Source organism: Microbispora sp. NBRC 16548 (assembly GCF_030268985.1).
In the GTDB taxonomy this organism is placed as follows: domain Bacteria; phylum Actinomycetota; class Actinomycetes; order Streptosporangiales; family Streptosporangiaceae; genus Microbispora; species Microbispora catharanthi.
In genome coordinates, this window is record NZ_BSSF01000002.1 from 634,382 (window position 1) to 660,428 (window position 26,047).

Annotated in this window: 24 protein-coding genes; 11 read left to right on the top strand and 13 right to left on the bottom strand. The window is 72.4% G+C overall.

Going from position 1 to position 26,047, the window contains the following annotated elements; all coding sequences use genetic code 11:
- Positions 1-49 precede the first annotated feature (49 nt).
- Complete coding sequence (gene ggt, locus QSK36_RS07320; RefSeq protein WP_285781770.1) at positions 50-1,822, top strand: gamma-glutamyltransferase; 1,773 nt, start codon at positions 50-52, stop codon at positions 1,820-1,822.
- 5 nt (positions 1,823-1,827) lie between these two features.
- Here ggt and QSK36_RS07325 read toward each other — a convergent pair whose 3' ends face one another.
- Positions 1,828-3,303 carry a flavin-containing monooxygenase gene (locus QSK36_RS07325; protein WP_285781771.1) on the bottom strand — a complete coding sequence of 492 codons (1,476 nt, stop codon included), beginning with the start codon at positions 3,301-3,303 and terminating at the stop codon, positions 1,828-1,830.
- A gap of 225 nt (positions 3,304-3,528) precedes the next feature.
- The gene (locus tag QSK36_RS07330) at positions 3,529-3,702 is read right to left on the bottom strand and encodes a hypothetical protein (protein WP_167538797.1); all 174 of its coding nucleotides are present in this window, start codon (positions 3,700-3,702) and stop codon (positions 3,529-3,531) included.
- A 138-nt stretch (positions 3,703-3,840) separates the two neighbouring features.
- Here QSK36_RS07330 and QSK36_RS07335 point away from each other — a divergent pair, with 138 nt between their 5' ends.
- Both QSK36_RS07335 and QSK36_RS07340 read left to right on the top strand, forming a co-directional pair.
- Positions 3,841-4,641, top strand: coding sequence for an SURF1 family protein (locus tag QSK36_RS07335; RefSeq protein WP_285781772.1), 801 nt, complete (start codon positions 3,841-3,843; stop codon positions 4,639-4,641).
- A 44-nt stretch (positions 4,642-4,685) separates the two neighbouring features.
- Entirely contained in the window at positions 4,686-5,030 is a 345-nt protein-coding gene (locus QSK36_RS07340; RefSeq protein WP_240809292.1) for a DUF3817 domain-containing protein, read from the top strand.
- 71 nt (positions 5,031-5,101) lie between these two features.
- Here QSK36_RS07340 and QSK36_RS07345 read toward each other — a convergent pair whose 3' ends face one another.
- Together QSK36_RS07345 and QSK36_RS07350 are read right to left on the bottom strand one after the other, a co-directional pair.
- Positions 5,102-5,296: a tail-anchor membrane protein gene (locus QSK36_RS07345; protein WP_183534958.1), complete on the bottom strand. Its 195-nt coding sequence runs from the start codon at positions 5,294-5,296 to the stop codon at positions 5,102-5,104.
- A 276-nt stretch (positions 5,297-5,572) separates the two neighbouring features.
- Positions 5,573-6,166 (bottom strand): hemerythrin domain-containing protein, encoded by a 594-nt coding sequence (locus QSK36_RS07350; protein ID WP_285781773.1) that lies wholly within the window; start codon positions 6,164-6,166, stop codon positions 5,573-5,575.
- 199 nt (positions 6,167-6,365) lie between these two features.
- Here QSK36_RS07350 and QSK36_RS07355 point away from each other — a divergent pair, with 199 nt between their 5' ends.
- Genes QSK36_RS07355 through QSK36_RS07365 form a run of 3 tightly spaced genes read left to right on the top strand, consistent with a single transcriptional unit; the run spans position 6,366 to position 12,311 of the window.
- Complete coding sequence (locus tag QSK36_RS07355; RefSeq protein ID WP_285781774.1) at positions 6,366-7,055, top strand: response regulator; 690 nt, start codon at positions 6,366-6,368, stop codon at positions 7,053-7,055.
- A 24-nt stretch (positions 7,056-7,079) separates the two neighbouring features.
- The gene (locus tag QSK36_RS07360; RefSeq protein ID WP_285781775.1) at positions 7,080-10,730 is read left to right on the top strand and encodes a DUF4153 domain-containing protein; all 3,651 of its coding nucleotides are present in this window, start codon (positions 7,080-7,082) and stop codon (positions 10,728-10,730) included.
- Between the two features lie 12 nt (positions 10,731-10,742).
- On the top strand, positions 10,743-12,311 hold the full coding sequence (locus QSK36_RS07365) for an N-acyl-D-amino-acid deacylase family protein (RefSeq protein ID WP_285781776.1): 1,569 nt from the start codon (positions 10,743-10,745) through the stop codon (positions 12,309-12,311).
- Between the two features lie 70 nt (positions 12,312-12,381).
- Here the strand turns inward: QSK36_RS07365 and QSK36_RS07370 are convergent, their stop codons facing one another.
- Entirely contained in the window at positions 12,382-13,062 is a 681-nt protein-coding gene (locus QSK36_RS07370; RefSeq protein WP_285781777.1) for a response regulator, read from the bottom strand.
- A gap of 4 nt (positions 13,063-13,066) precedes the next feature.
- Complete coding sequence (locus QSK36_RS07375; protein ID WP_285781778.1) at positions 13,067-14,200, bottom strand: sensor histidine kinase; 1,134 nt, start codon at positions 14,198-14,200, stop codon at positions 13,067-13,069.
- Between the two features lie 230 nt (positions 14,201-14,430).
- On the opposite strand from QSK36_RS07375, the gene QSK36_RS07380 reads away from it, so the two are divergent.
- Positions 14,431-15,933 (top strand): nitrilase-related carbon-nitrogen hydrolase, encoded by a 1,503-nt coding sequence (locus QSK36_RS07380; RefSeq protein ID WP_285781779.1) that lies wholly within the window; start codon positions 14,431-14,433, stop codon positions 15,931-15,933.
- A 154-nt stretch (positions 15,934-16,087) separates the two neighbouring features.
- Here QSK36_RS07380 and QSK36_RS07385 read toward each other — a convergent pair whose 3' ends face one another.
- Positions 16,088-16,954 (bottom strand): alpha/beta fold hydrolase, encoded by an 867-nt coding sequence (locus tag QSK36_RS07385; protein ID WP_285781780.1) that lies wholly within the window; start codon positions 16,952-16,954, stop codon positions 16,088-16,090.
- Between the two features lie 117 nt (positions 16,955-17,071).
- Complete coding sequence (locus QSK36_RS07390; protein WP_285781781.1) at positions 17,072-17,761, bottom strand: hypothetical protein; 690 nt, start codon at positions 17,759-17,761, stop codon at positions 17,072-17,074.
- 107 nt (positions 17,762-17,868) lie between these two features.
- Between QSK36_RS07390 and QSK36_RS07395 the strand changes: the two genes are divergently transcribed.
- From QSK36_RS07395 to QSK36_RS07405, 3 genes are read left to right on the top strand one after another with little or no spacing between them, the layout of a single operon-like run.
- Positions 17,869-19,128, top strand: coding sequence for a type III PLP-dependent enzyme domain-containing protein (locus QSK36_RS07395; protein WP_285781782.1), 1,260 nt, complete (start codon positions 17,869-17,871; stop codon positions 19,126-19,128).
- Positions 19,129-19,141: 13 nt separating this feature from the next.
- Positions 19,142-19,528: a Rid family detoxifying hydrolase gene (locus QSK36_RS07400; protein ID WP_285781783.1), complete on the top strand. Its 387-nt coding sequence runs from the start codon at positions 19,142-19,144 to the stop codon at positions 19,526-19,528.
- A gap of 2 nt (positions 19,529-19,530) precedes the next feature.
- The gene (locus QSK36_RS07405) at positions 19,531-20,727 is read left to right on the top strand and encodes a hypothetical protein (RefSeq protein ID WP_183534979.1); all 1,197 of its coding nucleotides are present in this window, start codon (positions 19,531-19,533) and stop codon (positions 20,725-20,727) included.
- A gap of 3 nt (positions 20,728-20,730) precedes the next feature.
- Here the strand turns inward: QSK36_RS07405 and QSK36_RS07410 are convergent, their stop codons facing one another.
- Complete coding sequence (locus tag QSK36_RS07410) at positions 20,731-21,369, bottom strand: TetR/AcrR family transcriptional regulator (protein WP_285781784.1); 639 nt, start codon at positions 21,367-21,369, stop codon at positions 20,731-20,733.
- A 36-nt stretch (positions 21,370-21,405) separates the two neighbouring features.
- Here QSK36_RS07410 and QSK36_RS07415 point away from each other — a divergent pair, with 36 nt between their 5' ends.
- Positions 21,406-21,744 (top strand): rhodanese-like domain-containing protein, encoded by a 339-nt coding sequence (locus QSK36_RS07415; RefSeq protein ID WP_183534983.1) that lies wholly within the window; start codon positions 21,406-21,408, stop codon positions 21,742-21,744.
- Between the two features lie 13 nt (positions 21,745-21,757).
- On the opposite strand, the gene QSK36_RS07420 is transcribed toward QSK36_RS07415, so the two are convergent.
- From QSK36_RS07420 to QSK36_RS07435, 4 genes are read right to left on the bottom strand one after another with little or no spacing between them, the layout of a single operon-like run.
- A complete protein-coding gene (locus QSK36_RS07420; protein WP_183534985.1) occupies positions 21,758-22,753 on the bottom strand; it encodes a LacI family DNA-binding transcriptional regulator in 996 nt (331 codons plus the stop codon).
- Positions 22,754-24,154, bottom strand: a complete 1,401-nt coding sequence (locus QSK36_RS07425) for a GH1 family beta-glucosidase (RefSeq protein ID WP_285781785.1) — start codon at positions 24,152-24,154, stop codon at positions 22,754-22,756.
- An 11-nt stretch (positions 24,155-24,165) separates the two neighbouring features.
- Positions 24,166-25,005: a carbohydrate ABC transporter permease gene (locus QSK36_RS07430; protein ID WP_183534987.1), complete on the bottom strand. Its 840-nt coding sequence runs from the start codon at positions 25,003-25,005 to the stop codon at positions 24,166-24,168.
- Positions 24,998-26,020: a carbohydrate ABC transporter permease gene (locus QSK36_RS07435; protein WP_285781786.1), complete on the bottom strand. Its 1,023-nt coding sequence runs from the start codon at positions 26,018-26,020 to the stop codon at positions 24,998-25,000. The genes QSK36_RS07430 and QSK36_RS07435 overlap by 8 nt, the downstream gene beginning before the upstream one ends.
- Positions 26,021-26,047 lie beyond the last annotated feature (27 nt).

Sequence of the window (26,047 nt, forward strand, 5' to 3'; positions counted from 1 at the left end):
TCCGTGAGTCATGCTGGAGTGATCGCTCAAGTGGTGGAGGTGCCGGGGCATGAAGAGCGTCGTCGTCACGTCGCTGGGGCTGGTCACGTTCGCGGGCTTCCTCGCGCCGCCCGTCCACGCCGCACCGGTGGAGTCCGCGGCGGAGGTCAAGCGGCCGGTCGCGGAGGGGTACGGCGGGGCCGTGGCCACCGTGGACCTGGACGCGAGCACGGCCGCGCTCTCGGTGCTGCGCCAGGGCGGGAACGCGATGGACGCGGCGGTGGCGGGGGCGGCGGCGCTGGGCGTGACCGAGCCCTACTCGGCCGGGCTGGCCGGGGGCGGCTTCATCGTCTACTACGACGCCCGCAAGCGGAAGGTGACGACGATCGACGGGCGGGAGACCGCCCCGCGGGCGATGACCTCGGCGGCGTTCGAGGGCATCCCGTTCGACGAGGCCGTCACCAGCGGGCTGTCGGTCGGCGTCCCGGGCAGCGTGGCGCAGTGGGACACGGCGCTGCGCCGGTACGGCACGATGCCGCTGCGGCAGGCGCTGCGCCCCGCGATCGAGATCGCCGAGAAGGGCTTCGTCGTCGACCAGACGTTCCACGACCAGACGCAGCAGAACGCCGGCCGCTTCGCCGACTTCACCTCGACCGCCTCGCTCTACCTGCCGGGCGGGCAGCCGCCGCCGGTCGGCTCGGTCTTCCGCAACCCCGACCTCGCACGCACCTACCGTGAGCTGGGCATCCGCGGCCCGGCCTGGTTGTACGGCGGGGCGCTCGGCCGGGAGATCGTCGCCACCGTGAAGAAGCCGCCGGTGCGCCAGGGGGCCACCAGGAACGTCAGGACCGGCCTGATGGAGGTCTCCGACCTCAGGGCCTACCGGGCGCTCGAACGGCCGCCCACGAAGGTCACGTACAAGGGCCTCGACGTGTACGGCATGGCGCCGCCGTCGTCCGGCGGATCCACCGTGGGGGAGGCGCTGAAGATCCTGGAGGCCCTCCCGAAGGTCGGCCTGCACGAATACCTGGAGGCGTCCCGGCTGGCCTTCGCCGACCGCAACGCCTATGTCGGCGACCCGGCGTACGTGGACGTGCCGCTGGATCAGCTGCTCTCCGACGGGTTCGCCAAGGCGCGCGCCTGCCTGATCGGCCCGCGGGCGATTGCGCACCCCGCCGCCCCGGGTTCGCCCGACGGCTCCTACGCGCCGTGCCCCTCAGCGACCCCGGGGGCCTCGGTCCCGGAGGAGAAGAAGGAGGGGCCTGAGACCACGCACCTCGTGGTGACAGACCGGTGGGGCGACGTGGCGGCCTACAACATCACGATCGAGCAGACCGGCGGCAGCGGGATCGTGGTGCCGGGCCGCGGCATCCTGCTCAACAACGAGCTGACCGACTTCACCTTCGGCCCCGCGCCGGGCGACCCCAACCTGCCCGCTCCCGGCAAGCGCCCGAGGTCGTCGATGGCCCCGACCATCGTGCTCAAGGACGGCAGGCCCCTGCTCGCCGTCGGCTCGCCCGGCGGCGCGACGATCATCACGACCGTGCTGCAGATCCTGGTGAACCGGCTCGACTTCGGCATGTCGCTCCCGGAGGCCGTGGCCGCGCCGCGCGCCTCGCAGCGCAACACCGCCGCCACGCAGGCCGAGCCCGCGTTCACCGAGCGGTACGGCGCGGAGTTGACCGCGCTCGGTCACACGCTGACGGACGTCCCCGGGCCGCCGGCGGGGGAGATCGGCGCGGCGACCGGCCTGGAGTTCCTTCGGAACGGCCGTGTCCAGGCGGTCGCCGAGCCCGCCAGGCGTGGGGGAGGCAGCGCCCTCGTGGTCAGCCCGCGTCGCTGATTCGATCAGCCGCCCAGCCGGCCTCGGGCGCCGATGAGTTCGTAGGCCGCCGGCTTCATCTTCCGGGTCCGCGCCCAGTATTCGAAGGTGAAGCCGGGCCACAGCGTGCGGTTCCTGCCGTGCTCGTCGAGGTACCAGCTCGTGCAGCCGCCGTCGCTCCACACCAGCCGGTCGAGCCGCCGCTGCAGGCGGTCGTTGAAGGCCCGCTGCGCCGACGGCCGTACGTCCAGGGCCTTCGCCTTGGTCTTCGACAGCAGCCGCAGGCAGTCCATGACATACCGGACCTGCGACTCGATCATGAAGACGACCGAGGTGTGCCCGAGACCGGTGTTGGGACCGAGCAGGAAGAACAGGTTGGGGAAGCCCGCGGTCGTGATCCCGTAGTAGGCCTCGATGCCGTCGCGCCACGCGTCCTGGATCTTGACGCCGTTCCTGCCGACGATCCGCTGCTCGTTGAGGGAGTCGACCACCCGGAAGCCGGTGCCGTACACGATCACGTCGACCTCGTGCTCGCGCCCCGCGGCGTCCACCACCGACCGCTCCCTGATCTCGGTGATCCGGTCGGTGACCAGCTCGACGTTGTCCCTGGTCAGTGCGGGATAGTAGTCGTTGGACTGCAGGATGCGCTTGCAGCCGATGGTGTAGTCGGGCGTCAGCTTCGCGCGCAGCTCGGGGTCGGGCACCTGCCGAGCCAGGTGCCGCTCGGCCATCGCCTGGTGGGCCTTCATCAGCCGGGGGTTGATCGTGAAGCCCACGGCCCGGGCCTCCAGCAGCCAGTAGAAGGCGTCGCGCAGCAGGCGGGCGCCGGCCGGCGTCTCCATGGCCCGCTTCAGCCGCCCGTCGATCGGCAGGTCCGGCCTGGGCTGGATCCACGGCGGGGTGCGCTGGAAGACGGTGAGCCGGCTCGCCCGCTCGGCGACGACCGGGACGAACTGGACCGCCGACGCGCCGGTGCCGACGACCGCGACGCGCCTGCCGTTCAGGTCCGCGGAGTGGTCCCATCGGGCGGAGTGGAACGCGGTGCCGGTGAAGCGCTCACGGCCGGGGATCTCGGGGAGCGACGGCACGTGCAGGGCGCCGACGCCGGACACGACGGCGTGGGTCTCGAAGGTCTCCCCGTCGCCGGTCGACACCCGCCACAGGGCCCGCTCGTCGTCGTACTCCAGCCCGCAGACCTCCTTGCCGAACCGCAGGTGGGGCTCCAGGCCGTACTTGCGGGCGCAGGCCCGCATGTAGTCCCAGATCTCGTCCTGCGGGGAGAACAGCCGCGACCAGCCGGGGTTGAGCTCGAACGAGAAGGAGTACAGCGGCGAGGGGACGTCGCAGGCGCAGCCGGGATAGGTGTTGTCCCGCCAGGTGCCGCCGAGCTCGCCGGCCTTCTCCAGGATCACGAAGTCGTGATAGCCGGCTTCCTTGAGCTTGATGGCCATGCACAGCCCGGCGAACCCGGAACCGATGATCGTGACGCCCGGACTGGGCATGGGTCCTCCCCGTCCTATTGGAAGATTTGTCCAATATATTCCTGCGGGCGGGCTGGGTCCAGGTGCCGATGCGTACGGCCGGAGCAGCCGGGAGTGCTCCCGGGGCCCTCATAGGACGCCGGCGGGCACCCCGTCACTGTACGTCGTGGCAGTGAGGGGCCGATCCGTCGGCGGGCATGACAAAGCCGCCGACGGGCGCGGTCGTCGGCGGCTGGTACAGGTATGTCAGCGAACCAGGAGGTACGCCACCACGGCGAGGATCACGACGAGCGCCGCACCGACGGCGATCCAAATCGGCAGGCGGGACGGCTGCTCCCGGGAGGCCTCCGTGTCCTGCTGCTGCGCGAACGCCCGGAAAGCCTGGGTGTTTCCGGCCGGGTCGATCTGAGGGTCGGACATGGGCATGACTCTAGCGACACATGGTGCGCCCTGGCTGTGATTTGTCGGATTTTGCCCTCTCCTGATGGTGCCTTGGTGTTCATCCAAGGCACCGGCGCGAATACCGGACCGGTGGGGGCGGCGGATAGCGTTGTATCCATGCTCCGCACCCTCCTGGCTCCCCGGCTGGTGGCCCTGCACCTGCTGGTCATCGGGGTGCTCGTGTCCTTCACCTTCCTCGGCCGCTGGCAACTCGGCGTCTTCGAGGCGTCGGGCGGCCCGAGGCGGGCCCCCGACCCCGCGCCCGTGGCCGTCACCGAGCTGACCCGGGTGGGACAGCACGTCGCCGGCACCGCGATCAGCCGCAGGGTGACCGCCACGGGGACCTACGACGCCGCGAACCAGCTGCTGGTGGCCGACCGGGTCGCGGACGTCGCCGCCCCCGGCGGCCGGGCGGCCAGGGGGAGCGGGTTCTGGCTGCTCACGCCGCTGCGGCTCGCGGACGGCACGGTCGTCCCCGTCGTACGCGGCTGGGTTCCCGCGGCGGCCGATCCCGCCACGGCCGTGCCCGAGGGCACCGTGACCGTGACGGGCCGGCTGCGGCCGGCCGAGCAGACCGACGACGTGATGCGCAGCGGGAACCTGCCACGCGGCCAGGTGGCGACGGTGTCGACGGCGGAGCTGATCAACGTGTGGCCGGACGCGCGGGTGCGGGACGGGTTCGTCGTCGCGACCGCGCAGGAGCCGCCGTCCCGCGTCACGCCGGTGGCCGTGTCGGCGCCGACCGAAGGCGGCGGCTTCACCTGGCGCAACCTGGCCTACGCCCTCCAGTGGTGGATCTTCGCGCTGTTCGCCGTGTACATGTGGTTCCACTTCGTCCGCGACGCCCTGCGCGGGCAGCGGGAGCGGGAGCGTGAGGAGCCGCAGCCGGCCGAGCCCACCGCGCCCGTGGAGGCCTGATCGGCCCTGGAGCCTGGACCGCCGGGTGGCACGGATATCGTGTGGTGACCGTTTCCCCAGCAGAGGTGAAGATCGACGTGGAATCCGCGCTCAACTTCTATCGCGTCATGGCGTACATCGTCGGCGTGATGCTGCTCGTGCTGTGTGCCGCGATGGTCGTCAAGTACGGCTTCGACAGCGGCACGATGGTCGCGGTCGTCGGGCCGATCCACGGCTTCCTGTACATGGTCTATCTGGTGGCGGCGATCAACCTGGGCCTGATCAAGGCCCGCTGGTCGGTGGGATACCTGCTGCTGGTGCTCATCGCGGGCACGATCCCGTTCCTGTCCTTCATCCTGGAGCGGAACGTCACCGAGCGGGTCCGCAGGAGGATCGCCACCGCTTCCTGAGCGAAGCGGAACGGCCGGGCGCCGCGACGGCCGCCCGGCCGGTGTTCCTTCGTCGGGTCTTCGCGGGGGCTTCAGCCGCCGATCTGGCGGCGGCGGATGCGCCGCAGCCGCGCCCGCTGCGACTCGTCGAGCATGAAGTAGGCGACGATCGGCGCCCCCAGCGCGCCGATCGCGACCAGCCAGGCCAGGAGCGTCGGCACCGGAAGGATGAAGACCAGCACGGCCACCACCGCCGCGCCCACGTAGTACTTGCCCAGTGGCGACATCGTCAGGCCTTTCGTGTCGGGTCCCGCGCGGGACGTCGTCCCACGTCACCTGGGAGAACGTCCGAAGTCCCGGCGGAGTTCCGCGAACGCCCGCGGGAAGACGGTCCGATCCCGGCCGGCTCTCTTCCACGCCGCGGCGCCGCGGCGCCCGGGAGACGAGTGACCGTCTCCGCCCGGCTCCGCGACGCCGCGCACGCTCCCCGGTCTCCGGCATGGGCCGCGCTCCCGATGTCGACGGGACGATCTCCGTTCCCGTACGGCGGCCCGCCCGGAGACTCAGCCTTCGCCGGACTCCGACTTGCCCATCGCCTTGCGGATCAGGTCGCGGGCGCGATCCATGATCGCGACCGGCGTCCCCACCAGGATGTTCGCCGTCGCCGATTCGACCCCGGGGTGCGGGTGCGTGGGAGCCATCGCCTCGGCTGCCTTGACGCCCACGGCCATCGCCCTGCGCTCGCCCTCGGACGTGCACGCCTTGAGCTCGGAGAACTCGTAGCGCTCCTCGGCGGCGGCGTGGGCGAACACGGCGGCCCGCAGTCTCTCCAGCTCCTGGGAGAACTCCGGCGTGGTCACGTCCATGTCGTCGAGGCGGCTGAGCATCTCCTTCGCCTCTTCCTCCTCCTGGAGGCGGTTGTCCACGATCGTGTCGCCGCCGACCAGCTTGCGCCGCGCGAAGGGGTGGACGATCTCCTCCTCCGCCGTCTCGTGGACGGCGAGCAGGCGGACGAGGCGGCTGAAGGCCTCCCTGCGCTGCTCCCCCTGGCATCTGTCGACCTCGTCGAACAGGTCCCGGATGAGAACGTGCTGCTGCGTCAGGAGATCGATCACGTCGTTCTCCCGCATGGTCTCCGGCCTTGACTGGCGGTCCATTAGCGCCTCCTTTCTGGTCATATCGGGGCTACCCGTAACCGGGGAGCGAAACCCCTGACCTGCGATTTCGGCTCGCGGGGGCGGTGACACGGCTTGCGGTCACGACACGCCCGGCGGGGGCGGCCGGCGTTCACCGATGCACGGGATCTGCACATTTCCGGACGACGGCTCTGCACAGAGGGCATCTACGCTTCCCTCCATGGCTACCCCTCAGCAACGTCGCGTCCTCGTGGTCGAGGACGACGACACCATCGCGAACGCCGTACGGCTCCGGCTCGCGGCGGAGGGCTTCGACGTACGTGTCGTGAGCGACGGCGAGGGGGCGCTCGAGGCCTACGCGAAGGCGGAGCCCGACGTCGTCGTCCTCGACCGGCTGCTGCCCGGCCTGGACGGGCTCGAGGTGTGCCGCAGGATGCAGGCCGCCCGGCCGGTGCCGGTGCTGATGCTCACCGCGCTCGGCGAGGAGACGGATGTGCTGGTCGGCCTGGGGGTGGGGGCCGACGACTACATCACCAAGCCGTTCAGCATGCGGGAGCTCGTCGCGAGGATCCACGCGCTGCTGCGGCGGGTGGAGCGGGCCAGTCTGCTGGCCCACGAGGACACGGTGATCCGGGTCGGCGACGTGGAGATCGACACGGCCGAGCGCCGCGTGTTCGTCCGCGGGGCCGAGGCCCAGCTCACCCGGACCGAGTTCGACCTGCTGCGGCGTCTCGCCGAGCGGCCCGGCCAGGTCTTCGAGCGCGAACGGCTGCTGTCGGACATCTGGGGCTTCTCCGAGGCCGCCGCGACCCGGACCGTGGACAGTCACGTCCGCGCGCTGCGCCGCAAGCTCGGCCCGGAGGTCGTCCGCACCGTCCATGGCGTGGGATACGCGCTCGTCCGCCCGTGACGCTTCATTAAGGAGAGCCAGGCGTTGAGGCCGCTCGACTTCCTCGGCCGGATCAAGGTCAAGCTCGGCATCGTGATCGTGCTCGCCGTGGTCGCGGCGTTCGTCGTCAACGAGGTCGGCATCAACGGCGGCCTGTCCCGGGACCTCAGGATCGCGATCGCCGTCGTCCTCGCGCTGATCATGGTGCAGCTCCTCGCCCGCGGCATGATCCGGCCGCTGCGCGAGATGGCCGCCGCCGCGCAGACGATCGCCAAGGGCCGCTATGGCCTGCGCGTGAGCGCGACGTCCCGGGACGAGGTGGGGGAGCTGGCGCGGGCCTTCAACGCGATGGCGGCCGACCTCGCCGAGGTCGATCGCCAACGGCGCGAACTCGTGGCCAACGTCAGCCACGAGCTGCGCACGCCGATCACCGGCCTCCAGGCGGTGCTGGAGAACATCGTGGACGGCGTCACGCCGCCCGACCTCGACACCCTGGGCACGGCCCTCGCCCAGACGCAGCGGCTCGGCCGCCTGGTGGCCCAGCTTCTCGACCTGTCGCGGCTCGACTCGGGGGCGCGGCTGATCGAGCCGGAGGAGCTGGACCTGGCGTCGTTGTGCCGGCAGGCCGTCTCCGAGGCGACTCTCGCGCGTGACGACGTCACGGTGGCGAGCGCGGTCACGCCGGGGACGGTGCTGTCCGCCGACGCGGCCCTGCTCGCGCAGGTGCTGGCCAACCTGCTCGACAACGCCGTACGGCACAGCCCGCCCGGCGGGACGGTCCGGGTGGAGGCGCGGCAGGCCGGGCCGAACCTGGAGATCAGCGTGACCGACGACGGGCCCGGCATCCCGGCGGCGGAGCGGGCCCGGGTGTTCGAACGCTTCTCGCGGCTCGACGCCGGACGGGCCGCCGACGCGGGCGGGGCCGGGCTCGGGCTCGCCATCGCCAAGGAGATCGTCGAGTTGCACGGCGGGTCGATCGCGGTGTCGGACCCGGTCCCGGCCGCGATTTCTGCCGCGTTCACTGCCGCGAGACGGCCCGCAGGGGGAGGCCGGAGGACGGCCCCGGGGTGCCGGATGGTCGTCGTGCTGCCGTGTCGCGGGGAGACCGCGCCCGGGGAGAACGGGGCAGGGGAGAGCGCGGACGGACCCGTCCACGCCGGAAGGGGAGACATGGACGTCCGGAAAGCGGGCGCGGGCCGCACCGCCGGTCGGCCCGGCGGGAACGACTCAGCCGGGGACGACGGTGACGACCTGAGCGAAGGCGCTCTCGTCGCGGCCGAGGGGCCGGGGGAGACCGGTGCCGCGGTCGATCGGACAGGCGGGGGCGCGGAGCGGCACGCACACGACGCGCCGGACGAGGATGCCCGGCCGTCCGGGACCCCGGACGGTGGTGAGCGACCGGAGGACAGCCAGGGGGAGAGACCGGAGCCCCTCGAACCGGAGCTCCTCGAACCGGAGCTCCTCAGGTCGGAGCCTCTCAGGTCGGAGCCCCTTCACGAGGGCTGGGCTCCGTCCCCGCGGACCGAGAGCGCGGAGACGGCTGCCTCCCACCTCGGTGACCACGGCGGCTCTCCGGACGGCACCGGTGCCGTCGGCGACGGCGAGGACCGGAAGGAGTCCCGGCGGCCCGGCCTCGTCCACGCACGAGCCGACCAGCCGTACGCGGCCGCATCGGCCGACGGTGCCGGCCCGCGGATGGTCGCGCCACACATGCTCGCGCCACACATGCTCGCGCCACACATGTTCGCGTCACACGCGCTTGCGTCACATCCTGGCTACGACCGTGCCGGGCACCTGGCGCGGATGGCGCTGGGGGCGGGCGTCGGCATGTTCGCCGGATTCCTCACCGGGCTGATCGTCTCGGTCATCCTCGGCTTGGGCGTCATGACGCTGCTGCTGTTCACCGTCGCCGGCACGATCGCGGGAGTGGTGCGCGGCTCGTCATCGGCCCAGCGAGCCGCGGCGGCGGGCGTGCCGCCGTCGCCCTGGCACGCCCCTGTGTCGATGCCCGTGCCGACACCCGTGCCGGCACCCGCGCCGGTCGCTCGTATGGGCTCCGCCGAGGCCGTCGCCCAGGGCGTGGGCGACTCCCCGCCGCCCGCGGTGCTCACCGGCCCGGCGTCCGCGGAGCAGCGGCCGGTCTCCCCGGAGCCGCCCGTGACCGGCCCGCAGGGGCCGGGGCGATACCCGCCGCCGCCCGCGTACGTTCCGCCGCCGCTGTTCCCGCGGCCGGAGCTGCCGGATGCGCCCCGGTGGCTGCTGCCGGCCGCCGCGGCGGCCGGCCTGGTCGCCGCCGTCGCCCTGCCGTACGCGTCGCCCGGGCTGGGATTCGCGCTGACGGCGGTCGCGATGGGGGCGGCGGCGTTCCCGGCGGTGCTGCCGCTCCGGCGTGGCCGGATCACGCCGTGGACGGTGGCCTTCGGCCTCCTGGCGTACGCGCTGGTCTCCGTGGCGCTCTTCCGCGACGCCGACTGGCTGGTCGGGCCGGTGCTGCTGGCCGCGTTCGGAGTCGGGTCCCTCGCGGTGTCGGGCGGCGGACGGGGCTGGCTCGCGGTGATCAGGGGAGGGGTCTCGGTCGCGTTCGCGGTGCTGCCGTTGCCGTGGTTCCTGGCCGGGCCGCTCCGGACCCTGACGCGGCGGCGGCGGATGCTGCCCACGCTGGTCAGCGCCGTCGTGACCGTCGTCCTGCTGGCCGTCTTCGGCCTGCTGTTCTCCTCCGCCGACGCCGTCTTCTCGGCCTTCCTCAGCGACCTGCTGCGGACGCCGGAATGGGCACAGAGCCTGCCATACCGGATCTTCGTGTTCTGCGTGTTCGCGGCGGCGGCTGGGGCGGCGGTGCTGGTGGGCCTGCGGCCGGTGGCCGAGCCCGCCGCCCCCGACCTGCGGATGTCCCTCGGCCGCCAGGTGTGGGTGATCCCGCTGCTCGGGCTGAACCTGCTGTTCGCGGCGTTCGTGGCCGTGCAGATCACGGTGTTGTTCGGCGGCAGCCGCAGGGTGCTGACGACGGCGGGCCTCACCTACGCGCAGTACGCGAGGTCGGGCTTCTTCGAACTCGTCACGGTCAGCCTCTTCGTGCTCGGCATCGTGGCGGGCGCGGTCGCCCTGCTGCGCCGCGAGAGCCGGGCCGACCGCTGGCTGCTCGCCGTGCTGCTCGGCCTGCTGTGCGCGTTCACGCTGGTCATCCTCGCCTCGGCACTGCACCGGCTCGGCCTCTACACCGACGCCTACGGCCTGTCGCGGCTGCGGGCCTCGGTGGAGGCGACGATCTGGTGGCTCGGCGCGGTGTTCGTGCTGGTCCTGGCGGCGGGAGCGGTGCGCCTGTCCGGCGCTGGCACGTCCTGGTTCTTCCGCGCGCTCGTGCTGCTCACCGGGGTGTCGCTGCTGGCGTTCGCGGTGTGGGACCCCGACGCGCGGGTGGCCGAGACCCAGCTGACGGTCCGGGGTGTGGAGCGGCTCGACCACGGCTACCTGAGCGAGCTGGGGGCGGAGGCCGTGCCGATCCTCGACCGCCTGCCCGAGCCGGACCGCAGCTGCGTGCTGAGCGACGTGGTGGCGGTCAACGACCTGTCCACGCCGGACCCCTGGAACGGCTGGAACCTCGCCCGGGCCCGCGCCCGCGAGGTGCTGGAGCGGCGGCCCGTCGTGCGGCCCGACGACTGCCCCGGCTCGTCGCGTGTGCCCGGTCCGTACGACTGATCTAATCGAGACGTGACCTTCGATGTGCTGATCACCGGTGGCCGCGTCGTGGACGGCACCGGAGCCCCCGCGTTCCGCGCCGACGTCGGCGTGCGCGGGGGCCGGGTCGAGGCGGTGGGCCGCCTCGGCGCGGCCGAGGCGGCGGTGCGGATCGACGCGGCGGGCAAACTCGTGCTGCCGGGCCTGGTCGACTGCCACGCGCACGGCGACGCGGCCGTGTTCGACCCTCTCGTGCAGCACGCCGCACTGCGGCAGGGGGTCACGACGTTCGTGCTGGGACAGGACGGGCTGTCGTTCGCGCCGGCCACCTCCCCGGCCGCCTTCGCCTACGCGAGCCGCTACTTCGCGGCGGTCAACGGCCCGCACCCGCACGTGGACGGGCCGGTGAGCGTCGCCGACCTGCTCGCCGGATACGACGGCAGGACCGCGCTCAACACCGTCTACCTGCTGCCGCATGCGACGATCCGCTTCGACGCGATGGGCCCCGCGGACCGCGCCGCGGACGGGGACGAGCTGCGCGCCATGCTGCGCGCGGTCGAGACGGGCCTGGCCGAAGGGGCGGCCGGACTGTCGTCGGGCCTGGAATACGCCCCCGGCCGGTACGCCGACGCCGCCGAACTGGCGGCGTTGTGCGCGCCGCTGGGCGGCCTGCCGTACGTGACCCACATGCGCGCCTACGGCGCGTCCGCGTCGGTGGGGATGACGGAGGTCGTGGAGATCGCCCGGCGGTCCGGCGCGGCCGTGCACGTCTCACACCTCCACGGCCCGGCGTCCATCCTGCTGCCGCTGGTCGAGGACGCCCGGCGGCAGGACGTCGACCTGACCTTCGACACCTATCCCTACCTGCGCGCCAGCACGATCCTGGCGATGGTGACGCTGCCGCCGTGGGTGCCCGCCGCCGACCCCGACCGCGCCGTGGCGATGCTGTCCTCCGAGTTGTCCTCAGAGCTGTCCTCGGAACGCGAACGCCTCGCCGGGGAGTGGGCCGGACGCGACGACCTGTGGCCGCGGATCACCCTCTCGCACGCCCCCGGGTTCGAGTGGGCCGAGGGGATGACCCTGCCCGCCGCCGCGGCCGAGTACGGCGTCACCCCCGCGGAGTTCTGCCGGGTGCTGCTGGTGAAGACCCGGCTCCAGGCGGGCTGCGTGCGGGCCCGCCCCGACGAGGGCCCGGCGGGGGAGGAGTCGGTGCGCGCCGTCATGCGCGACCCCGGCCACACCGGCGGCTCCGACGGCATCTACGTGGGCGGCCATCCGCACCCGCGCGGCTTCGGCGCGTTCGCCCGTTACCTCGGCCGGCACGTACGCGAACTCGGCGACCTCACCTGGGAACAGGCCGCCGTGCACCTGGCCTCACACCCGGCGCGCCGCTTCCGGCTGCCCGACCGCGGCCTCGTACGGCGTGGCCAGGTCGCGGACCTGGTCGTCGTCGACCCGGCCACGGTGGCCGACACGGCGACCTACGAGAAGCCCCGATCGCTCGCCGTGGGCGTGGACGACGTGCTCGTCGGCGGCGTGCCGGTGCTGCGCGGCGGCGAACTCACCGGGGCCACCCCCGGCCGCGCGCTGCGCCCCGCCTGAAGGCCCGCACCCTGCCCGCACCCTGCCCACACCCTGCCCACCCCGCTGCGGCTGCCTGGGCACCGACTCGTCATCGTCGATCGGTGCAGGACATGTCCTGGTCACCGGCGACGACCAGGCCGGATTCGTACGCGAAGACGACGGCCTGGGCGCGGTCGCGCAGGTCCAGTTTCGTCAGCAGGTTGCTCACGTGACTTTTGACCGTGTGCTCGCTGACCACGAGATCCGCGGCGATCTCGGCGTTGGACCGGCCGCGTGCGAGCAGCCGCAGCGTATCCGTCTCCCGGTCGGTCAGCTCGCCGAGTCGCTGCCGCAGCCGGGGCCGGGCACGTCCACGCCCGACGAACTCGGCGATCAGGCGCTGGGTGATCGCAGGGGCCAGCAGTGACTCCCCCTTGGCGACCAGGCGGACGGCGCGTACGAGGTCGTCCCGCCGTACGTCCTTGAGCAGGAAGCCGCCGGCCCCGGCGCGTAGGGCGTCGTAGACGTACTCGTCGACGTCGTACATCGTCAGGACCAGCACCTTGGCGTCGGTCCTGCGGCACACCTGGGCGGTGGCCTCGACGCCGTCCACGCCGGGCATCCGGATGTCCATGAGCACCACGTCCGGCTCCAGCTCGACCGCCTTGGTGACGGCCTCGGCGCCGTCGGCCGCCTCGCCGACCACGGTGATGTCGTCATGGGCGTTGAGGATCATCGCGAAGCCACCGCGGAACAGGTCCTGGTCGTCGGCGACGAGTACGCGCAGCATGCCGTCAGCCGATCGGCAGGGTCGCGGTGACGGTGAGACCCGGGTTCCCCGGCCGGACGGCAAGCCGGCCGCCGCAGGCCGTGACCCGCTCCCGCATGCCGATCATGCCGTGTCCTTCCCGTAGCTCCCGCCCGCCCCGGCCGTCGTCGGCGACCTCGACGTCCAGGGTGTCACCGGACCAGCGGAGCCCCACGCGGACGGTGCTCGCTCCGGCATGCCGGATCGTGTTGGTCAGCGCCTCCTGGATGATCCGGTACGCGGCGATGTCCACGTCGGAGGGAAGGCGCCGCGGCTCGCCACGCACGTCGGCGGAGACGTCCAGGCCCGCCCGGCGGGCGTTGTCCAACAGGCCGGACAGGGCGTCGAGCCCGGGCTGCGGCCCCCTGGCCGGAGCCGGACCACCGGGCGCCTCGCTTCCGCGCAGCGCGCCGAGGATCAGGCGGAGCTGGCCGATCGCGTCCCGCCCGGCCGCTGCGATCGCCTCGAAGACCGCCTCGGCCTTGTCCGGTCGATCGCGCATCACCAGCGGGCCGGTCTCCGCCTGGATCACCATGAGGCCGACCGAGTGGGTCACGATGTCGTGCATGTCGCGGGCGATCCGGGTGCGTTCGCGTGCGACCGCGGCGGCGCGTTCCTCGCGGATGCGGGCTTCGCGCTCCCGTTCGGCGTCCCGGCCGGCCCTCCGGGCCCGTGCGCCGGCGCCTACGGCGTACGCGGCGACGATCGCGGTGAGGAGGTAACGGTAGGTCTCCAGATTCTCGTGCGGGACGACGAGCGACACGGCCACGCCGACGACGAGACCCGCGATGCCCCCGGCGCGCCGCACCCGGGAGAGATCCGCCGCCGCGAACGTGTAGGTGCACACCAGCACGCCGTATGGCAGCAGCAGCACCAGAGCCCCGGAGTGCGGCAGCGACTTCGCCGCGATCGCCAGGAGCGTCGTGGCGCAACCCACGACCGCCCCGACGGGGAGGATGGCGCGGCGCCGCCACACCACGGGCACCGACATCAGGACGGCGAGCGCCACTGCCCACCACGGCTGCCGGTATGGGACGAGGACGGGGGTCACCGTCATCACGGTGACGACGACGGCGATCGCGACGTCGGCCCTTGATGGACTGAGGATGATCGCCCGCATGACCGGCTCCGGGGGTGTCAGAGGGAACCCGGCAAGACTACGCGCGCGGCGCCCGCCGTCGCCTCCACCGCTCGGCTGATGGCCGTCTCACTCCTTCGAGTGAAACCCGGTGCCACGACTCTCCGAGAGGTCCCGGTCCCTGCGAGCGATACCCGGATCGCTCCCGCCGGTGATGTGGGTCAGGGCCGGATGCCTGGAGGGTCGAGGCGGCTGGAGAAGGAGGCTGCACGATGAACTCACCGATTCGGCGTCTGGCCGTGGCGCTCGCCGCCACGGCGCTGTCGGCGACGCTGTTCCATTTCGGCACCGGGCTCACGCCGGTGCCCTGGCTCACCTGGCTCGCACCGCTGCCGGTGCTCGTCCTCGCTCACCATGTCGGCGCCCGCGCCGCGTTCCTCGCGGCGTCGGCCGCGTGGCTCGGCGGTGAGACGACGATGTGGGGCTACTTCCTTGACACGGTGCGGATCCCGCCGCCGATGGCCGTGTCGATGATCGTCGGGTCGGCCCTGCTGTTCGGGCTGGTCGTCCTGTTGTCACGGGCGCTGGTGCTGAGGGGACGTCCGCTGGCGGCCGCCGCCGTCGTGCCGGCGGCCTGGGTCGCCGTCGAGTACGCGTTGTCGGTGCTGTCACCGAACGGGGCATGGTGGAGCCTGGCCTACACCCAGGCCGACGTCCTTCCGGTCCTGCAGACCGCCTCGGTCACCGGACCGTGGGGAATCACCTTCCTGGTCCTCGGGGTTCCCGCGGCCATCGCCGTGTTCTTGGCACCGCGGGCGGCCGGGCGGCTGCGGGTGGGAGTCACTGCCGTGATCATCCTGGCCCTGGCGCTGGGGTACGGCGCCTGGCGGCTGCGCGCGCCGTACGGCGAGGGCTCGGAGAAGGTGGCGCTGCTCGCCACCGACCGGGACGGCTGGGTCCCGGTCGCCTCGGCGGAGGGACGCGACCTCCTCGGGCGGTACACGGCGCGGATACCGGGCCTCGCCGCACGCGGCGCGCGGGTCGTGGTCATGCCGGAGAAGGTCTTCATCGCCGACGACGCGACGCTGCCCGTCCTGGCGGCGCCGCTGGCGCGGCTCGCCGCCGACCACCACGTCGACATCATCGTCGGGCTGATCCTCAAGCGGTCCGGCAGCCTCCGCAACGCGGCTGTCGACTTCCCCGCAGACGGGAGCCGGCCGGTCGAGTACTTCAAGCACCACCTCATCCCCGGACTGGAAAGCGACTTCCAACCCGGGAACCGCAAGGCATTCGTGCCCGGTTCGGGCTCCCGCTGGGGGATCGCGATCTGTTTCGACCTGGACCTGCCCGGCCTGGTGCGCGACTACCGCAGGAGCGGCGCCACGACGATCTTCGTGCCCGCCTGGGACTTCGACCGGGACCGCTGGCTGCACGGCAGGATGGCGGTCACCCGGGGCGTCGAGACCGGGCTCACCGTGGCGCGCGCGGCGCGGGACGGCGACCTGGTCGTGAGCGACGCCAACGGCCGGATCCGGACCGAGGCGCACAGCGCGGACGCGCCGTTCGTGACCGCCCTCGCCACGCTGCCCAGCGGCTCGGCCGACACGCTCTACACAAGGTCCGGCGACTGGTTCGCCTGGGCCTGCGCGCTCCTGCTGTTGCTCGCACTCGCATCCACGGCCCGCACCCGGGGCACGGCAGGCGCCCGGCCTGCGCCGGCCGCAGACGCCGCCGCGCCGGGCCGCAGCGCCATCAGGGCCGTCAGCCGTAGATGACGGAGGTGGACGCCGACATCTCCGGCGACACGGGGAAGGCCGCGCCCACCGCCCAGAAGCGGTGCGTCCCGGGACTCTCGCCAGCCCGCGCAGCACCACCCGCCCGCCCGCGATCCGCGGCTCGCCCGGCGTCGTACGGCCGCTCGTCTCCGGCCTACTCGGCCAGGACCCGGCGCAGCGTGACGGCGAAGTTGTCCGGGTCGCCCGGCGTGCCGAACGTGTCGTCGAGGAACCCGCCGTGGTTGCTGGGGAAGACCACGGGCTTGGTGCCGAGCCGCTCGGCGACCGCCTCGCCCGCGCGGCGGGCCAGCTGCCCCTCCGACTCGACGCCGACGCCGACGACGATGCGGGTCGGGGCCGCGCGGAGCGCCTCGAAGTCGGGCTCGAAGTGTGTGCAGGTCATGAGGTTCTGCTCGAACATCACGTCGCCACGCGCACCGTCGTCCTCCGCCGGCAGCCCGAACTCGGCCGGGCTCCGCATGGGCTGATCGGCGAAGTCCGCCGGGATCTCGCCCTGGTGGCCGACGACCGCGATGAACTTCACCATCGCCGGGCCGAAACCCTCCCGGTCGTACGTCCGCCGGATGTCGGCCACGGCGGCCAGCGCCTGCTCCCGGTCCGGCAGCACCTGGGCGGCGGGCGGCTCGTGCGCCACGAGCGTGCGCACCTGCTCGGGATGCCGGGCGACGAGCGCGAGCCCGTTGACCGCGCCTCCGCTGCTGGCGAAGATGTCCACCGGCCCGCCTCCGAGCGCGCCGATCAGGCGGTGCAGGTCGTCGGCGTGCAGGTCGGGGGTCGACTCGGTGGTGCCGTCGGTCCGCGTGCTCCGGTCGCTTCCGCGCGGGTCGTAGGTGACCACCGTGCGGTCCTGGAAGTGCCGCGCAAGGGCGGCGAACCCGGCGGCGCCCATCGGCGATCCGATCAGCAGCAGGATCGGCTCGGTGGTTCCCTCGGCCTCGCGCACGTCGTAGTGGAGAACGCAGCCGGGCACCTCAAGGGTGTGGGTTTTGGGCTCGGTCATGGGGTCGCTCCTCTTCGACGCGTGTGAGGCAGCCCACCCTATCTCGAACGTGTCATCGAATGCTGACCGACTCGCGGAACCGGCACCGCGATGCGACGCGCCGCCGACCGGCCGTGGTCACATGGCCGTACGCGCCTGTTCCACGTGCCGCGCGATGCCCAGGGCCCCGCTCGCCTCGGCGAGGGCGGCCGCCTCGTCGAGCAGCCGCTGGGCGTCGTCCCGCCGGTCCTCGGCGGCGGCGATGTAGGCCAGCCCGACCAGGTTGGCCGCGACACCCGGATCGAAACCGAGCTCCCGGCGCAGCCGGACCGATTCCTCCAGCCGTTCCCGCGCCGCCTTCAGCCGTCCGGCCTTGTGCTCGGCGATGCCCAGGTGCCTGAGCGCGTAGGACATCGTCAGCCTGTCGCCGGCCCTCGCGGCGAGTTCGTACGACCGCCGCAGCGCGGGCCCGGCCGCCTCGTCGTCGTGCCGCACGACCTGGTGGAAACAGCCGATCCAGAAGAGCGCCTCGCCCTCGCCGCGTCCGTCGCCGAGCCGCCGATAGAGATCGGCGGCCCGCTCGAACAGCTCGAGCTCGCGGGGGTCCTCCTCGCGGTGTTCGAGGAACCGCGCGTGGACGACCCGGCCGCGGGCCAGCGCCAGCCCGGCCTCGACCGCGCCGATGTCCCGTCCCGTTCCCACCGTGGCCAGGTCGGCCTCCACCGCGTCCAGCTCCCGGTCGGCCTCGGCGAGAGCCGAGGCGTCGCCGCTGAAGACCGCCTGCTCGTAGAGAGCCCCGGCCCGTTCGAGTCGTACGTCGCCGCTCATCCCGATCCCATCGTGATCACCGCGCTGCGAGGTCGCGAGTCTACCTCCGAGGCGGTGGTCCAGTACGATCCACGAGGTGATCTGAACCGGGACGACGAGGGGGCGGCGTGGGTTTCGCGGGCGTCTCCCCACAGGACGGCGCGGAGCGTCCGCCGGCGCGGCCGCGGGGACTCCCGGAGATCGTCGTCGACGCGCGCACGCGCGGTTTCCTGTGGCCGGGCGAGCCGATCGGCGGGCGGGAGTTCGCCGAGGCCCGGCACTCCCTGTTCGACGGCGCGTTCACCTGGCCGGTGATGACGGTGAGGCGCTCGGCCCTCGACCACAACATCGCGACGCTGGCGCGCTTCGCCGACCGGCACGGGCTGGCCTTCGCGCCGCACGCCAAGACCACGATGTCGCCGCAGCTCGTGCGGGCCCAGCTCGACGCCGGGGCCTGGGGGATCACCGCCGCCACGCCGGGCCAGGTGCTCGTCCACCGCTCCTTCGGCGTCTCCCGCGTGCTGCTGGCCAACGAGATCTTCGACCGCGGCGCGCTGCGCTGGCTGGCCGGCGAGATCGGGCGCTTCGACTTCCTCTGCTACGTCGACTCGGTCGAGGGCGTGCGCGTGCTCGACGAGATGGCCGGCGACGTGCCGTTCCGCGTGCTGATCGAGCTGGGCCACCCGGGTGGCCGGACCGGCTGCCGCGGCCAGGACGAGCTGCTGGCGGTGGCCCGCGCGGCGCGGGAGGCGCGGGGAACCGAGCCGGCCGGGGTCGCCGGATACGAGGGGACCCATCACGAGGCCGCCGAGGTGCGCGGGTTCCTGCGCGACCTGGCCCGCGCGGCCCGGACGCTCGCTCCGGAGGTGGCCGGTTCCATGGTGGTCTCCGCAGGGGGCAGCTCGTGGTTCGACCTGGTGGCCGAGGAGCTCGCGCCGCTGACCGGGGAGCTGGGCGCCACCGTGGTGCTGCGCAGCGGCGCCTACATCGCCCACGACGACGGCTACTACCGGGAGCGCACGCCGTACAACCGGCTGGAGGGCGAGCTGCGGCCGGCGCTGGAGGTCTGGGCCCAGGTCCTGTCCGTGCCTGAGCCCGGTCTCGTGCTGGTCGGCATGGGCAAGCGGGACGTCCCGCACGACATCCACCTGCCGTTTCCCAGGGCCGTACGGCGCGGAGGCCGGGGTCCGGCCGAGCCGCTGACCGGGGTGACGGTCGTCAAGGTGCAGGACCAGCACGCCTATCTCGACGGCGACGCCGGGCTGCGCCCGGGAGACCTGGTGTCGTTCGGGCTGTCCCATCCGTGTACGGCCTTCGACAAATGGCGCGTCGTCCCCGTGGTGGACGACGACGACATCGTGATTGATTTGATCAATACGTGTTTCTGATGGAGCGGTGACAATGGCTGGCAAGCAGGAGATCCGTACGACCGCCGGGGCCCCGCCGATCGGTGCGTACTCCCAGGGGCTCGTGGTGGGCGACTTCCTCTACACCTCCGGCATGGGGCCGCTCGACCCCGGGACCGGCGACGTCGTGGGCGACGACGTGGCCGCCCAGACGCACCGGACCATGCGCAACCTCGGGGCGGTGCTGGAGGCACGCGGCCTGACGTTCGACGACGTGGTGAAGGCGACGGTCCACCTGCAGAACCTCAAGGAGGACTTCGCCGCGTTCAACGAGGTCTACCAGTCCTACTTCACCCGGCCCTACCCGGTGCGCACCACCGTGGGCTCGGATCTCATGGACATCCTCGTCGAGATCGACTTCGTGGCGTACGCGGGCCGCTGACGATGGACAGCGCCCTGTACGTCTTCGTCGAGGACCTGCGCGCCGAGGGTGTGCGGGGGCTGCTCGACCGGGCCTCGGCGTACGGCGTGCGAGGCGTCGCGGTGGCCGCGGCCTACCACCAGGCCAGGGACGTGACCCCGCACGGCGCGTCGCGGCTGACGCTGCGTCGCGACGGCGTCCACTTCCCGCCTCCGGACGACCTGTTCGACGGGCTGCGCCTGACCCCGCCCGTGCAGCCGGGAGCGCAGGACCGGCCGATCGACGAGCTCCGCCGCGCCTGCGCGGACCGGGGGATGCGGCTGCACGGCTGGACCGTGTTCCTGCACAACGCCACCCTCGGCCTGGCTCACCCCGACGTGACGGTGGAGAACTGCTTCGGCGACCACGGCTCCCCGTCCGACCTGTGCCCCTCGCATCCCGACGTGCGGGCGTACGCGGTGGCGCTGGCCCGGGCCGTCGCCCGGCAGGGGGTGGACACGGTCGTCGCGGAGTCGCTGCACTTCGGGGCCTTCGCGTACGAGCGGTGCTTCGTGGCGCTCGGCCCGATGGACGCCTTCCTGTTCGGCCTGTGCTTCTGCGCCCACTGCATGCGCCGGGCCGCCGACCTCGGGGTGAACGCCGAGGTGGCCAGGCAGGAGTGCGCCAGGATCGTCGGGGGCGTGCTCGACGGCGATCCTCCCGCGGAGGGCGAGGTCACGCGGGCGGCCCTGACGGCCTACGCCGGCCCGGAGACGGTGGCGTACGCGCGGGCCCGCTCCGAGAGCGTCACGTCGCTGGTGGGGGAGGTCGCGGCGGCGGTGACGGCCGAAGGCGCGCGGCTGACCTTCATGGACGCGACGGGCGCGGCCAAGGGCTACGCCCACGGGCTGCCCTCTGCCGGCCTGGCCGCGCACGACTCGTGGCAGCTCGGGATCGACCTGGTGGCGCTCGGCGACCTGGTTCCGTCGTTCGCGGTCCTCGGGTACGCCAGGGACCCCGCCCGGGTGGCCGACGACGTCGCGGCCTACCGCCGCTCCGTGGGCAAGAACCCGGAGCTCAGGGTCGTGCTGCGCCCGGGCGGCCCGGATACCGACTCCGCCGACCGGCTGGCCGCCAAGGTGCGCGCGGCCCGTACGGCCGGGGCCGGGGCCGCCGACTTCTACGCGTACGGCCTGGTGCCCTTCGAGGCGCTCGGCCGCATCACCGAGGCGCTCGCCTGAGCATCACGGCCGGTCGGTGACCAGGGCGTCCGCGAGGACGGCCAGACCTGCGGCGACCCGTGCGGCGTCGCACTCGCGCAGCACGGCGGTGACGTGCTCGGCGGCCAGCGGGGCGAGCAGCGCGTGGGCGAGGTAGTCGGCGTCGGCGCCGGGGCGCGCCTCGGCCAGCAGGATCGCCAGGTGGCGGTGCCAGAAGCGATAGGAGCCGATCCGATATCGGGCTCCGGGGCTCGCGGTCTCTGAGACGCGCAGCAGGTCGAGGTGTGTGAAGAGGTAGTCGGCGTAGGCCGCGACGAACGCCCGCACCCGATCGCCCGGTAAGGCGCCCGGCCCCAGCGGCGGCGGCCCGGACAGGATCCGCTCCTGCAGTTCCCGTTCCTTGTCGTCGAGCAGGGCCGCCACGAGCCCCGACTTGTCCCCGAACCGGCGGAAGAGCGTGCCCTTCCCCACCCCGGCCTCCGCCGCCACCGCGTCCATCGAGACGGCTTCGACACCGTGCTCCCGGAACAGCTTCGCCGCCGCCTCCAGCACCCGTCGCCGATTACGGGCGGCGTCCGCGCGTTCACGGGGCGGGTCTGCCAGCAGGGAGGCGAGCTCCCTTGACGATCCGGACTGTGGTCCGGTAAGTTCCGAGCTGTTCACACAAACGGACTGTAGTCCAGTTACTTGGAGGACGCAATGACCGCTCTCATCAGCAGGGACGAGCTCAAGGCCGCCATCGACGCCGGCGCCGTCACCGTCGTCGACGCGCTGGGCGGCGACTACTACGCGCAGCAGCACCTTCCGGGAGCGATCGCGCTGACGGAGGCCGAGGTGGCCGAGCGGGCCGCCGAACTGCTGCCGGACAAGAACGCCGCGATCGTCACCTACTGCTCGAATCCCTCCTGCCCCAACAGCCAGGCCGTGGCCAACCGCCTGACCGCGCTCGGATACACCGACGTGCGCAAGTATCGGGAGGGCATCCAGGACTGGGTCGAGGCCGGCCTGCCGGTCGAGTCGCTGACCACGGCGTCCTGATCGTTCCGGCCGCTCAGGCGGAGCCCCGGACGACGAGCTCGGTGGGGAGGATCACCGGGTCGGCCGGGCCGTCCTTGAACAGGCCCAGCAGCAGCCGGACCATCGCGGCGGCCTGCTCGATGATCGGGTGCCTGATCGTGGTCAGCGGGGGCTCGGTGTAGCGGGCCGCCTCGATGTCGTCGAACCCGACGACCGCCACGTCGTCCGGCACCCGGCGGCCCGCCTGGCGCAGGGTCTGCAGCGCCCCGATGGCCATGAGGTCGTTGGCGACGAAGACGGCGTCCAGGTCCGGGTCGTCCTGCAGCAGGTGGCGCATGGCGACGGCGCCGGACTCCCGGGTGAAGTCCCCGACGGCGACGATCGACCGCCGGTCGGACTCGCGCAGCGCGTCGCGGTAGCCCTTGAGCCGGTCCTGGCCGCCGATCATGTCCTGTGGCCCGGCGATCGTGGCGATGCGCCGCCGTCCGCTGTCCAGCAGGTGGCGCACCGCCTTCTCCGCACCGCCCACGTTGTCGTTGTCCACGTACGGCAGGCGCACCGGCACGGCCGGCCTGCCGTACGAGACAACGGGGACGCCCATCCGCGCGATGGCGGAGGGCAGCGGGTCGGCGCCGTGCATCGAGATCAGCATGACCCCGTCGACGTGGCCGCTGGCGATGTAGCGCTCGATCCTCGCATGGCTCTGGGCCGAGCCGCCGAGCATGAGCACGACCTGCTTGTCGGCGGCCTCGAGCTCCAGGCTGGCCGAGCGGATGACCGTGGAGAACATCGGGTCCTCGGAGAAGACCCTGGTCGGCGGCTCCGACACGATCAGCGCGATCGAGTCGGTCCGCTGGGTGACGAGGCTGCGCGCCGCCGAGTTGGGAACGTATCCCAGCTCGTCCACGGCGCGCATCACGGCATCCCTGATCTGCGGTGTCACCGTCATCTGCCCGTTGACGACCCGGGAGACGGTGGCGCGGGACACCCCTGCCCGCGCCGCAACCGCCTCCAGAGTGGGTCGCTTCATTCATTCCCCCATAAGCCCATTGCGTTTGATGACGTCTCGATACCACAGCGCGCTGTCCTTGGGAACGCGTCGCTGGGTCTCGAAGTCGATGTACACGATGCCGAATCTCTTGTGGTAACCGTAGGCCCACTCGAAATTGTCCAGGAGCGACCATACGAGATAACCCCTCAGGTCCGCACCGGCGGAGATCGCGGCGTGCGCCGCCCGCAGGTGGCCGTCGAGGTAGCCGATCCGGTCGTCGTCGTGCACTCTGTCCCTGGCGACGTCCCCGTCGACGCCATCGGTGAGGTGGTCGTCGAAGGCCGCGCCGTTCTCCGTGACGAGCAGCCCGACCTCGGGGTAGTCGCGCGACAGCCGTACGAGCAGGGTCTCCAGGCCGGACGGCTCGATGGGCCAGTCCATCGCGGTCGTCGGGCCGGTCGGCGGCTCGAACCGGACGCCCTCCGTGCCGGGGAAGGCGGGGTTGGCCGGCTCGCCGGGCGCGCCCGACACGAAGGACGGGTTGTAGTAGTTGATGCCGAGCAGGTCGATCGGCTGGTGGATGACGGCCAGGTCGCCGTCCCGGATGTGGTCGAGGCCGCCGTGGCGGGCGGCGATCTCCAGCACCTCCTCCGGGTAGCGGCCCCGCAGCGCCGGGTCGAGGAACTGCCGGTTCATCAGCGCGTCCACCCGCGCGGCCTCCTCGTGGCCGCCGTCCGTCTGGATGACCGGCGCGAGGTTGAGGGTGAGCGCGACCTCGGCGGCCCCGGCCGCGCGCAGGGCCCGCGCCGCCAGCCCGTGGCCGAGCAGCAGGTGGTGGGCGGCGCGGAAGGCGGCGGCCGGGTCGCGCCTGCCCGGGGCGTGGACGCCGGAGCAGTAGCCGAGGAAGGCGGCCACCCACGGCTCGTTCAGCGTCGTCCAGGTGCCGACGCGGTCGCCGAGCCGTTCGTGCACGACGGCCGCGAAGTCGGCGAAGCGCGCGGCGGTGTCGCGTACGGCCCAGCCGCCGGCGTCCTCCAGCGCCTGCGGCAGGTCCCAGTGGTACAGCGTCGGGTAGGGCGTGATCCCGTGGGCGAGCAGCTCGTCCACCAGTCGGTCGTAGAAGTCGAGGCCCGCGGCGTTGACCTGCCCCGCCCCGCTCGGCAGGATCCGCGGCCAGGCCACCGAGAACCGGTAGGCCGCCAGGCCGAGGCCGTCCATGAGCCGCACGTCCTCGGCGTAGCGGTGGTAGTGGTCGCAGGCGACGTCGCCGGTGTGGCCGTCGGCCACGTTGCCGGGGACCTTGGAGAACGTGTCCCAGATCGAGGGGCCCCTGCCGTCCTCGGCGGCGGCGCCCTCGATCTGGTAGGCCGCCGTGGCGGCGCCCCAGACGAAGCCGTCAGGGAAGACCATCTTCGACGATCCGGTCCCCCGAGAAGCCATGGTCGTCGCCGTCATCCCTTGACCGCCCCCTGCATGATGCCTCCGATGATCTGTTTGCCGAGCAGGACGAAGATGAGCACCAGCGGCAGGGTCGCCACCGCCGTGCCCGTGAGGCCGAGCGTGAAGTCCCGCACGTAGCCGCTGGCGAGCTGTGACAGCGCGACCTGCACAGTGGGATTGTCCGGGGTGAGGACCACCAATGGCCAGAAGTAGTCGTTCCACGCCGTCATGAACGTGAGCATGCCGAGCACCGCCGCCGCCGGTCTGGCGGCCGGGATCACGACGTGCCAGAACAGCCGGGCCGTGCTGCACCCGTCGATCCGGCCCGCCTCAAGCAGCTCGGTCGGCAGCGCGCGGCTCAGGTACTGCGTCATGAAGAACACGCCGAACGCGTTGACCAGCGCCGGGACGATCACGGCGTACATCGTGCCGGTCCACTCCAGCTTGATCATCAGCATGTAGAGCGGGATGATGCCGAGCTGCGTCGGGACCATCATCGTCACGACGGTCATCAGCAGGAGCACGTTGCGCCCGCGGAAGCGCAGCTTGGCGAACGCGAAGCCGGCCAGGGTGGAGAAGAACATCACCGACACGGTGATCGTCCCGGCGACGACGAACGAGTTGAGCAGCGCCAGCGCGAACGGCGCGGTGTCGAAGACCCGCTGCACGTTGGCGAAGAAGTTGCCGCCGGGCAGCAGCGGCGGCGGCACCTCGGCCAGCGCCGCGTTGTCGTGCGAGGCGACGATCACGCTCCAGTAGACCGGGAACGCCGAGAAGAACGCCACCGCCACGAGGGTGAGATAGGTGAGCGGATGCCCGCGCAGCGCCTTGACCGTCCGGGCCCTAGACATCGAGTCCTCCACGCATGCGCCGTACGACGAGGTAGTTGAACGCCACGACCACGACCACGAGCAGGAACATCATCCACGCCGCCGCCGAGGCGTAGCCGAACTCGAAGCTGCGGAAGCCCTTCTCGTACAGGTAGAGGGCCAGGGTCTGGAACTGGCGGTCGGTGCCGCCCGTGGCCGCCGCGCCGTTGCTGACCTGCGCGCCGAACAGCAGCGGCTCGGCGATGATCTGCATCGACCCGATCGTGGTGACGATGACCGTGAAGATGACGGTCGGCCGGATCATCGGGAGCGTGATGCCCCACAGTTGCTTCAGGCTGGACGCGCCGTCGAGGGTCGCCGCCTCGTAGATCTCCTTGGGCACGGCCTGCATGGCGGCGAGGTAGATGAGCGCGTTGTAGCCGGTCCACCGCCACATGATCATGACGGCGATGGCGACGTGCGAGGTGGCCACGCCCGCCTGCCAGTTGATCCGGCCGAATCCGAGCCAGTCGAGCACCATGTTGATCAGCCCGAAGTCGCGCCCGAAGAGCTGGCTGAAGATGACCACCACGGCCACGACGCTGGTCACGTTGGGCAGCAGGAGCGTGATGCGGAACAGCGTCTGCGCCCGCAGCGGCCGGTTCAGCAGGTGTGCCAGCACGAGCGCGAGCAGCAGCTGGGGCACCGCGGACAGGACGCCGATCGACAGCGTGTTGAACGCCGCGTTCCAGAAGTAGCCGTCGGCGAACAGGGCCTTGTAGTTGTCCAGGCCGATGAACGGGTTGTCGCTGCTCAGCAGGTTCCAGTCGTGCAGCGACACCCAGGCCGTGTAGATGAGGGGGAAGACGCCGAAGGCCGCGAAGAGCAGGAAGAACGGCGCGACGTACGCGTACGGCGAGGCCTGCCGGTCCAGCCGGTGCAGGCGGGAGCGCCGGCCCGACGCCGCTCGCGCGTGCGCCGGCGGGCGCAAGGCGGACGGGGGGCCGCCGGGGGAGGGCGCCACGGTCCGCAGGGACCCGCCCGGGGGTGATGCCATGGGAGATCCTCCTTCGGGCAGGGCCCC

What these genes read in the sequence shown, in the direction of transcription:
- ggt (WP_285781770.1), top strand. Translation starts at nt 50, where the DNA reads ATGAAGAGCGTCGTCGTCACGTCGCTGGGGCTGGTCACGTTCGCGGGC.
- QSK36_RS07325 (WP_285781771.1), bottom strand. Translation starts at nt 3,303, where the DNA reads ATGCCCAGTCCGGGCGTCACGATCATCGGTTCCGGGTTCGCCGGGCTG.
- QSK36_RS07330 (WP_167538797.1), bottom strand. Translation starts at nt 3,702, where the DNA reads ATGTCCGACCCTCAGATCGACCCGGCCGGAAACACCCAGGCTTTCCGG.
- QSK36_RS07335 (WP_285781772.1), top strand. Translation starts at nt 3,841, where the DNA reads ATGCTCCGCACCCTCCTGGCTCCCCGGCTGGTGGCCCTGCACCTGCTG.
- QSK36_RS07345 (WP_183534958.1), bottom strand. Translation starts at nt 5,296, where the DNA reads ATGTCGCCACTGGGCAAGTACTACGTGGGCGCGGCGGTGGTGGCCGTG.
- QSK36_RS07350 (WP_285781773.1), bottom strand. Translation starts at nt 6,166, where the DNA reads ATGGACCGCCAGTCAAGGCCGGAGACCATGCGGGAGAACGACGTGATC.
- QSK36_RS07355 (WP_285781774.1), top strand. Translation starts at nt 6,366, where the DNA reads ATGGCTACCCCTCAGCAACGTCGCGTCCTCGTGGTCGAGGACGACGAC.
- QSK36_RS07370 (WP_285781777.1), bottom strand. Translation starts at nt 13,062, where the DNA reads ATGCTGCGCGTACTCGTCGCCGACGACCAGGACCTGTTCCGCGGTGGC.
- QSK36_RS07375 (WP_285781778.1), bottom strand. Translation starts at nt 14,200, where the DNA reads ATGCGGGCGATCATCCTCAGTCCATCAAGGGCCGACGTCGCGATCGCC.
- QSK36_RS07380 (WP_285781779.1), top strand. Translation starts at nt 14,431, where the DNA reads ATGAACTCACCGATTCGGCGTCTGGCCGTGGCGCTCGCCGCCACGGCG.
- QSK36_RS07385 (WP_285781780.1), bottom strand. Translation starts at nt 16,954, where the DNA reads ATGACCGAGCCCAAAACCCACACCCTTGAGGTGCCCGGCTGCGTTCTC.
- QSK36_RS07390 (WP_285781781.1), bottom strand. Translation starts at nt 17,761, where the DNA reads ATGAGCGGCGACGTACGACTCGAACGGGCCGGGGCTCTCTACGAGCAG.
- QSK36_RS07400 (WP_285781783.1), top strand. Translation starts at nt 19,142, where the DNA reads ATGGCTGGCAAGCAGGAGATCCGTACGACCGCCGGGGCCCCGCCGATC.
- QSK36_RS07405 (WP_183534979.1), top strand. Translation starts at nt 19,531, where the DNA reads ATGGACAGCGCCCTGTACGTCTTCGTCGAGGACCTGCGCGCCGAGGGT.
- QSK36_RS07415 (WP_183534983.1), top strand. Translation starts at nt 21,406, where the DNA reads ATGACCGCTCTCATCAGCAGGGACGAGCTCAAGGCCGCCATCGACGCC.
- QSK36_RS07420 (WP_183534985.1), bottom strand. Translation starts at nt 22,753, where the DNA reads ATGAAGCGACCCACTCTGGAGGCGGTTGCGGCGCGGGCAGGGGTGTCC.
- QSK36_RS07425 (WP_285781785.1), bottom strand. Translation starts at nt 24,154, where the DNA reads ATGGCTTCTCGGGGGACCGGATCGTCGAAGATGGTCTTCCCTGACGGC.
- QSK36_RS07430 (WP_183534987.1), bottom strand. Translation starts at nt 25,005, where the DNA reads ATGTCTAGGGCCCGGACGGTCAAGGCGCTGCGCGGGCATCCGCTCACC.
- QSK36_RS07435 (WP_285781786.1), bottom strand. Translation starts at nt 26,020, where the DNA reads ATGGCATCACCCCCGGGCGGGTCCCTGCGGACCGTGGCGCCCTCCCCC.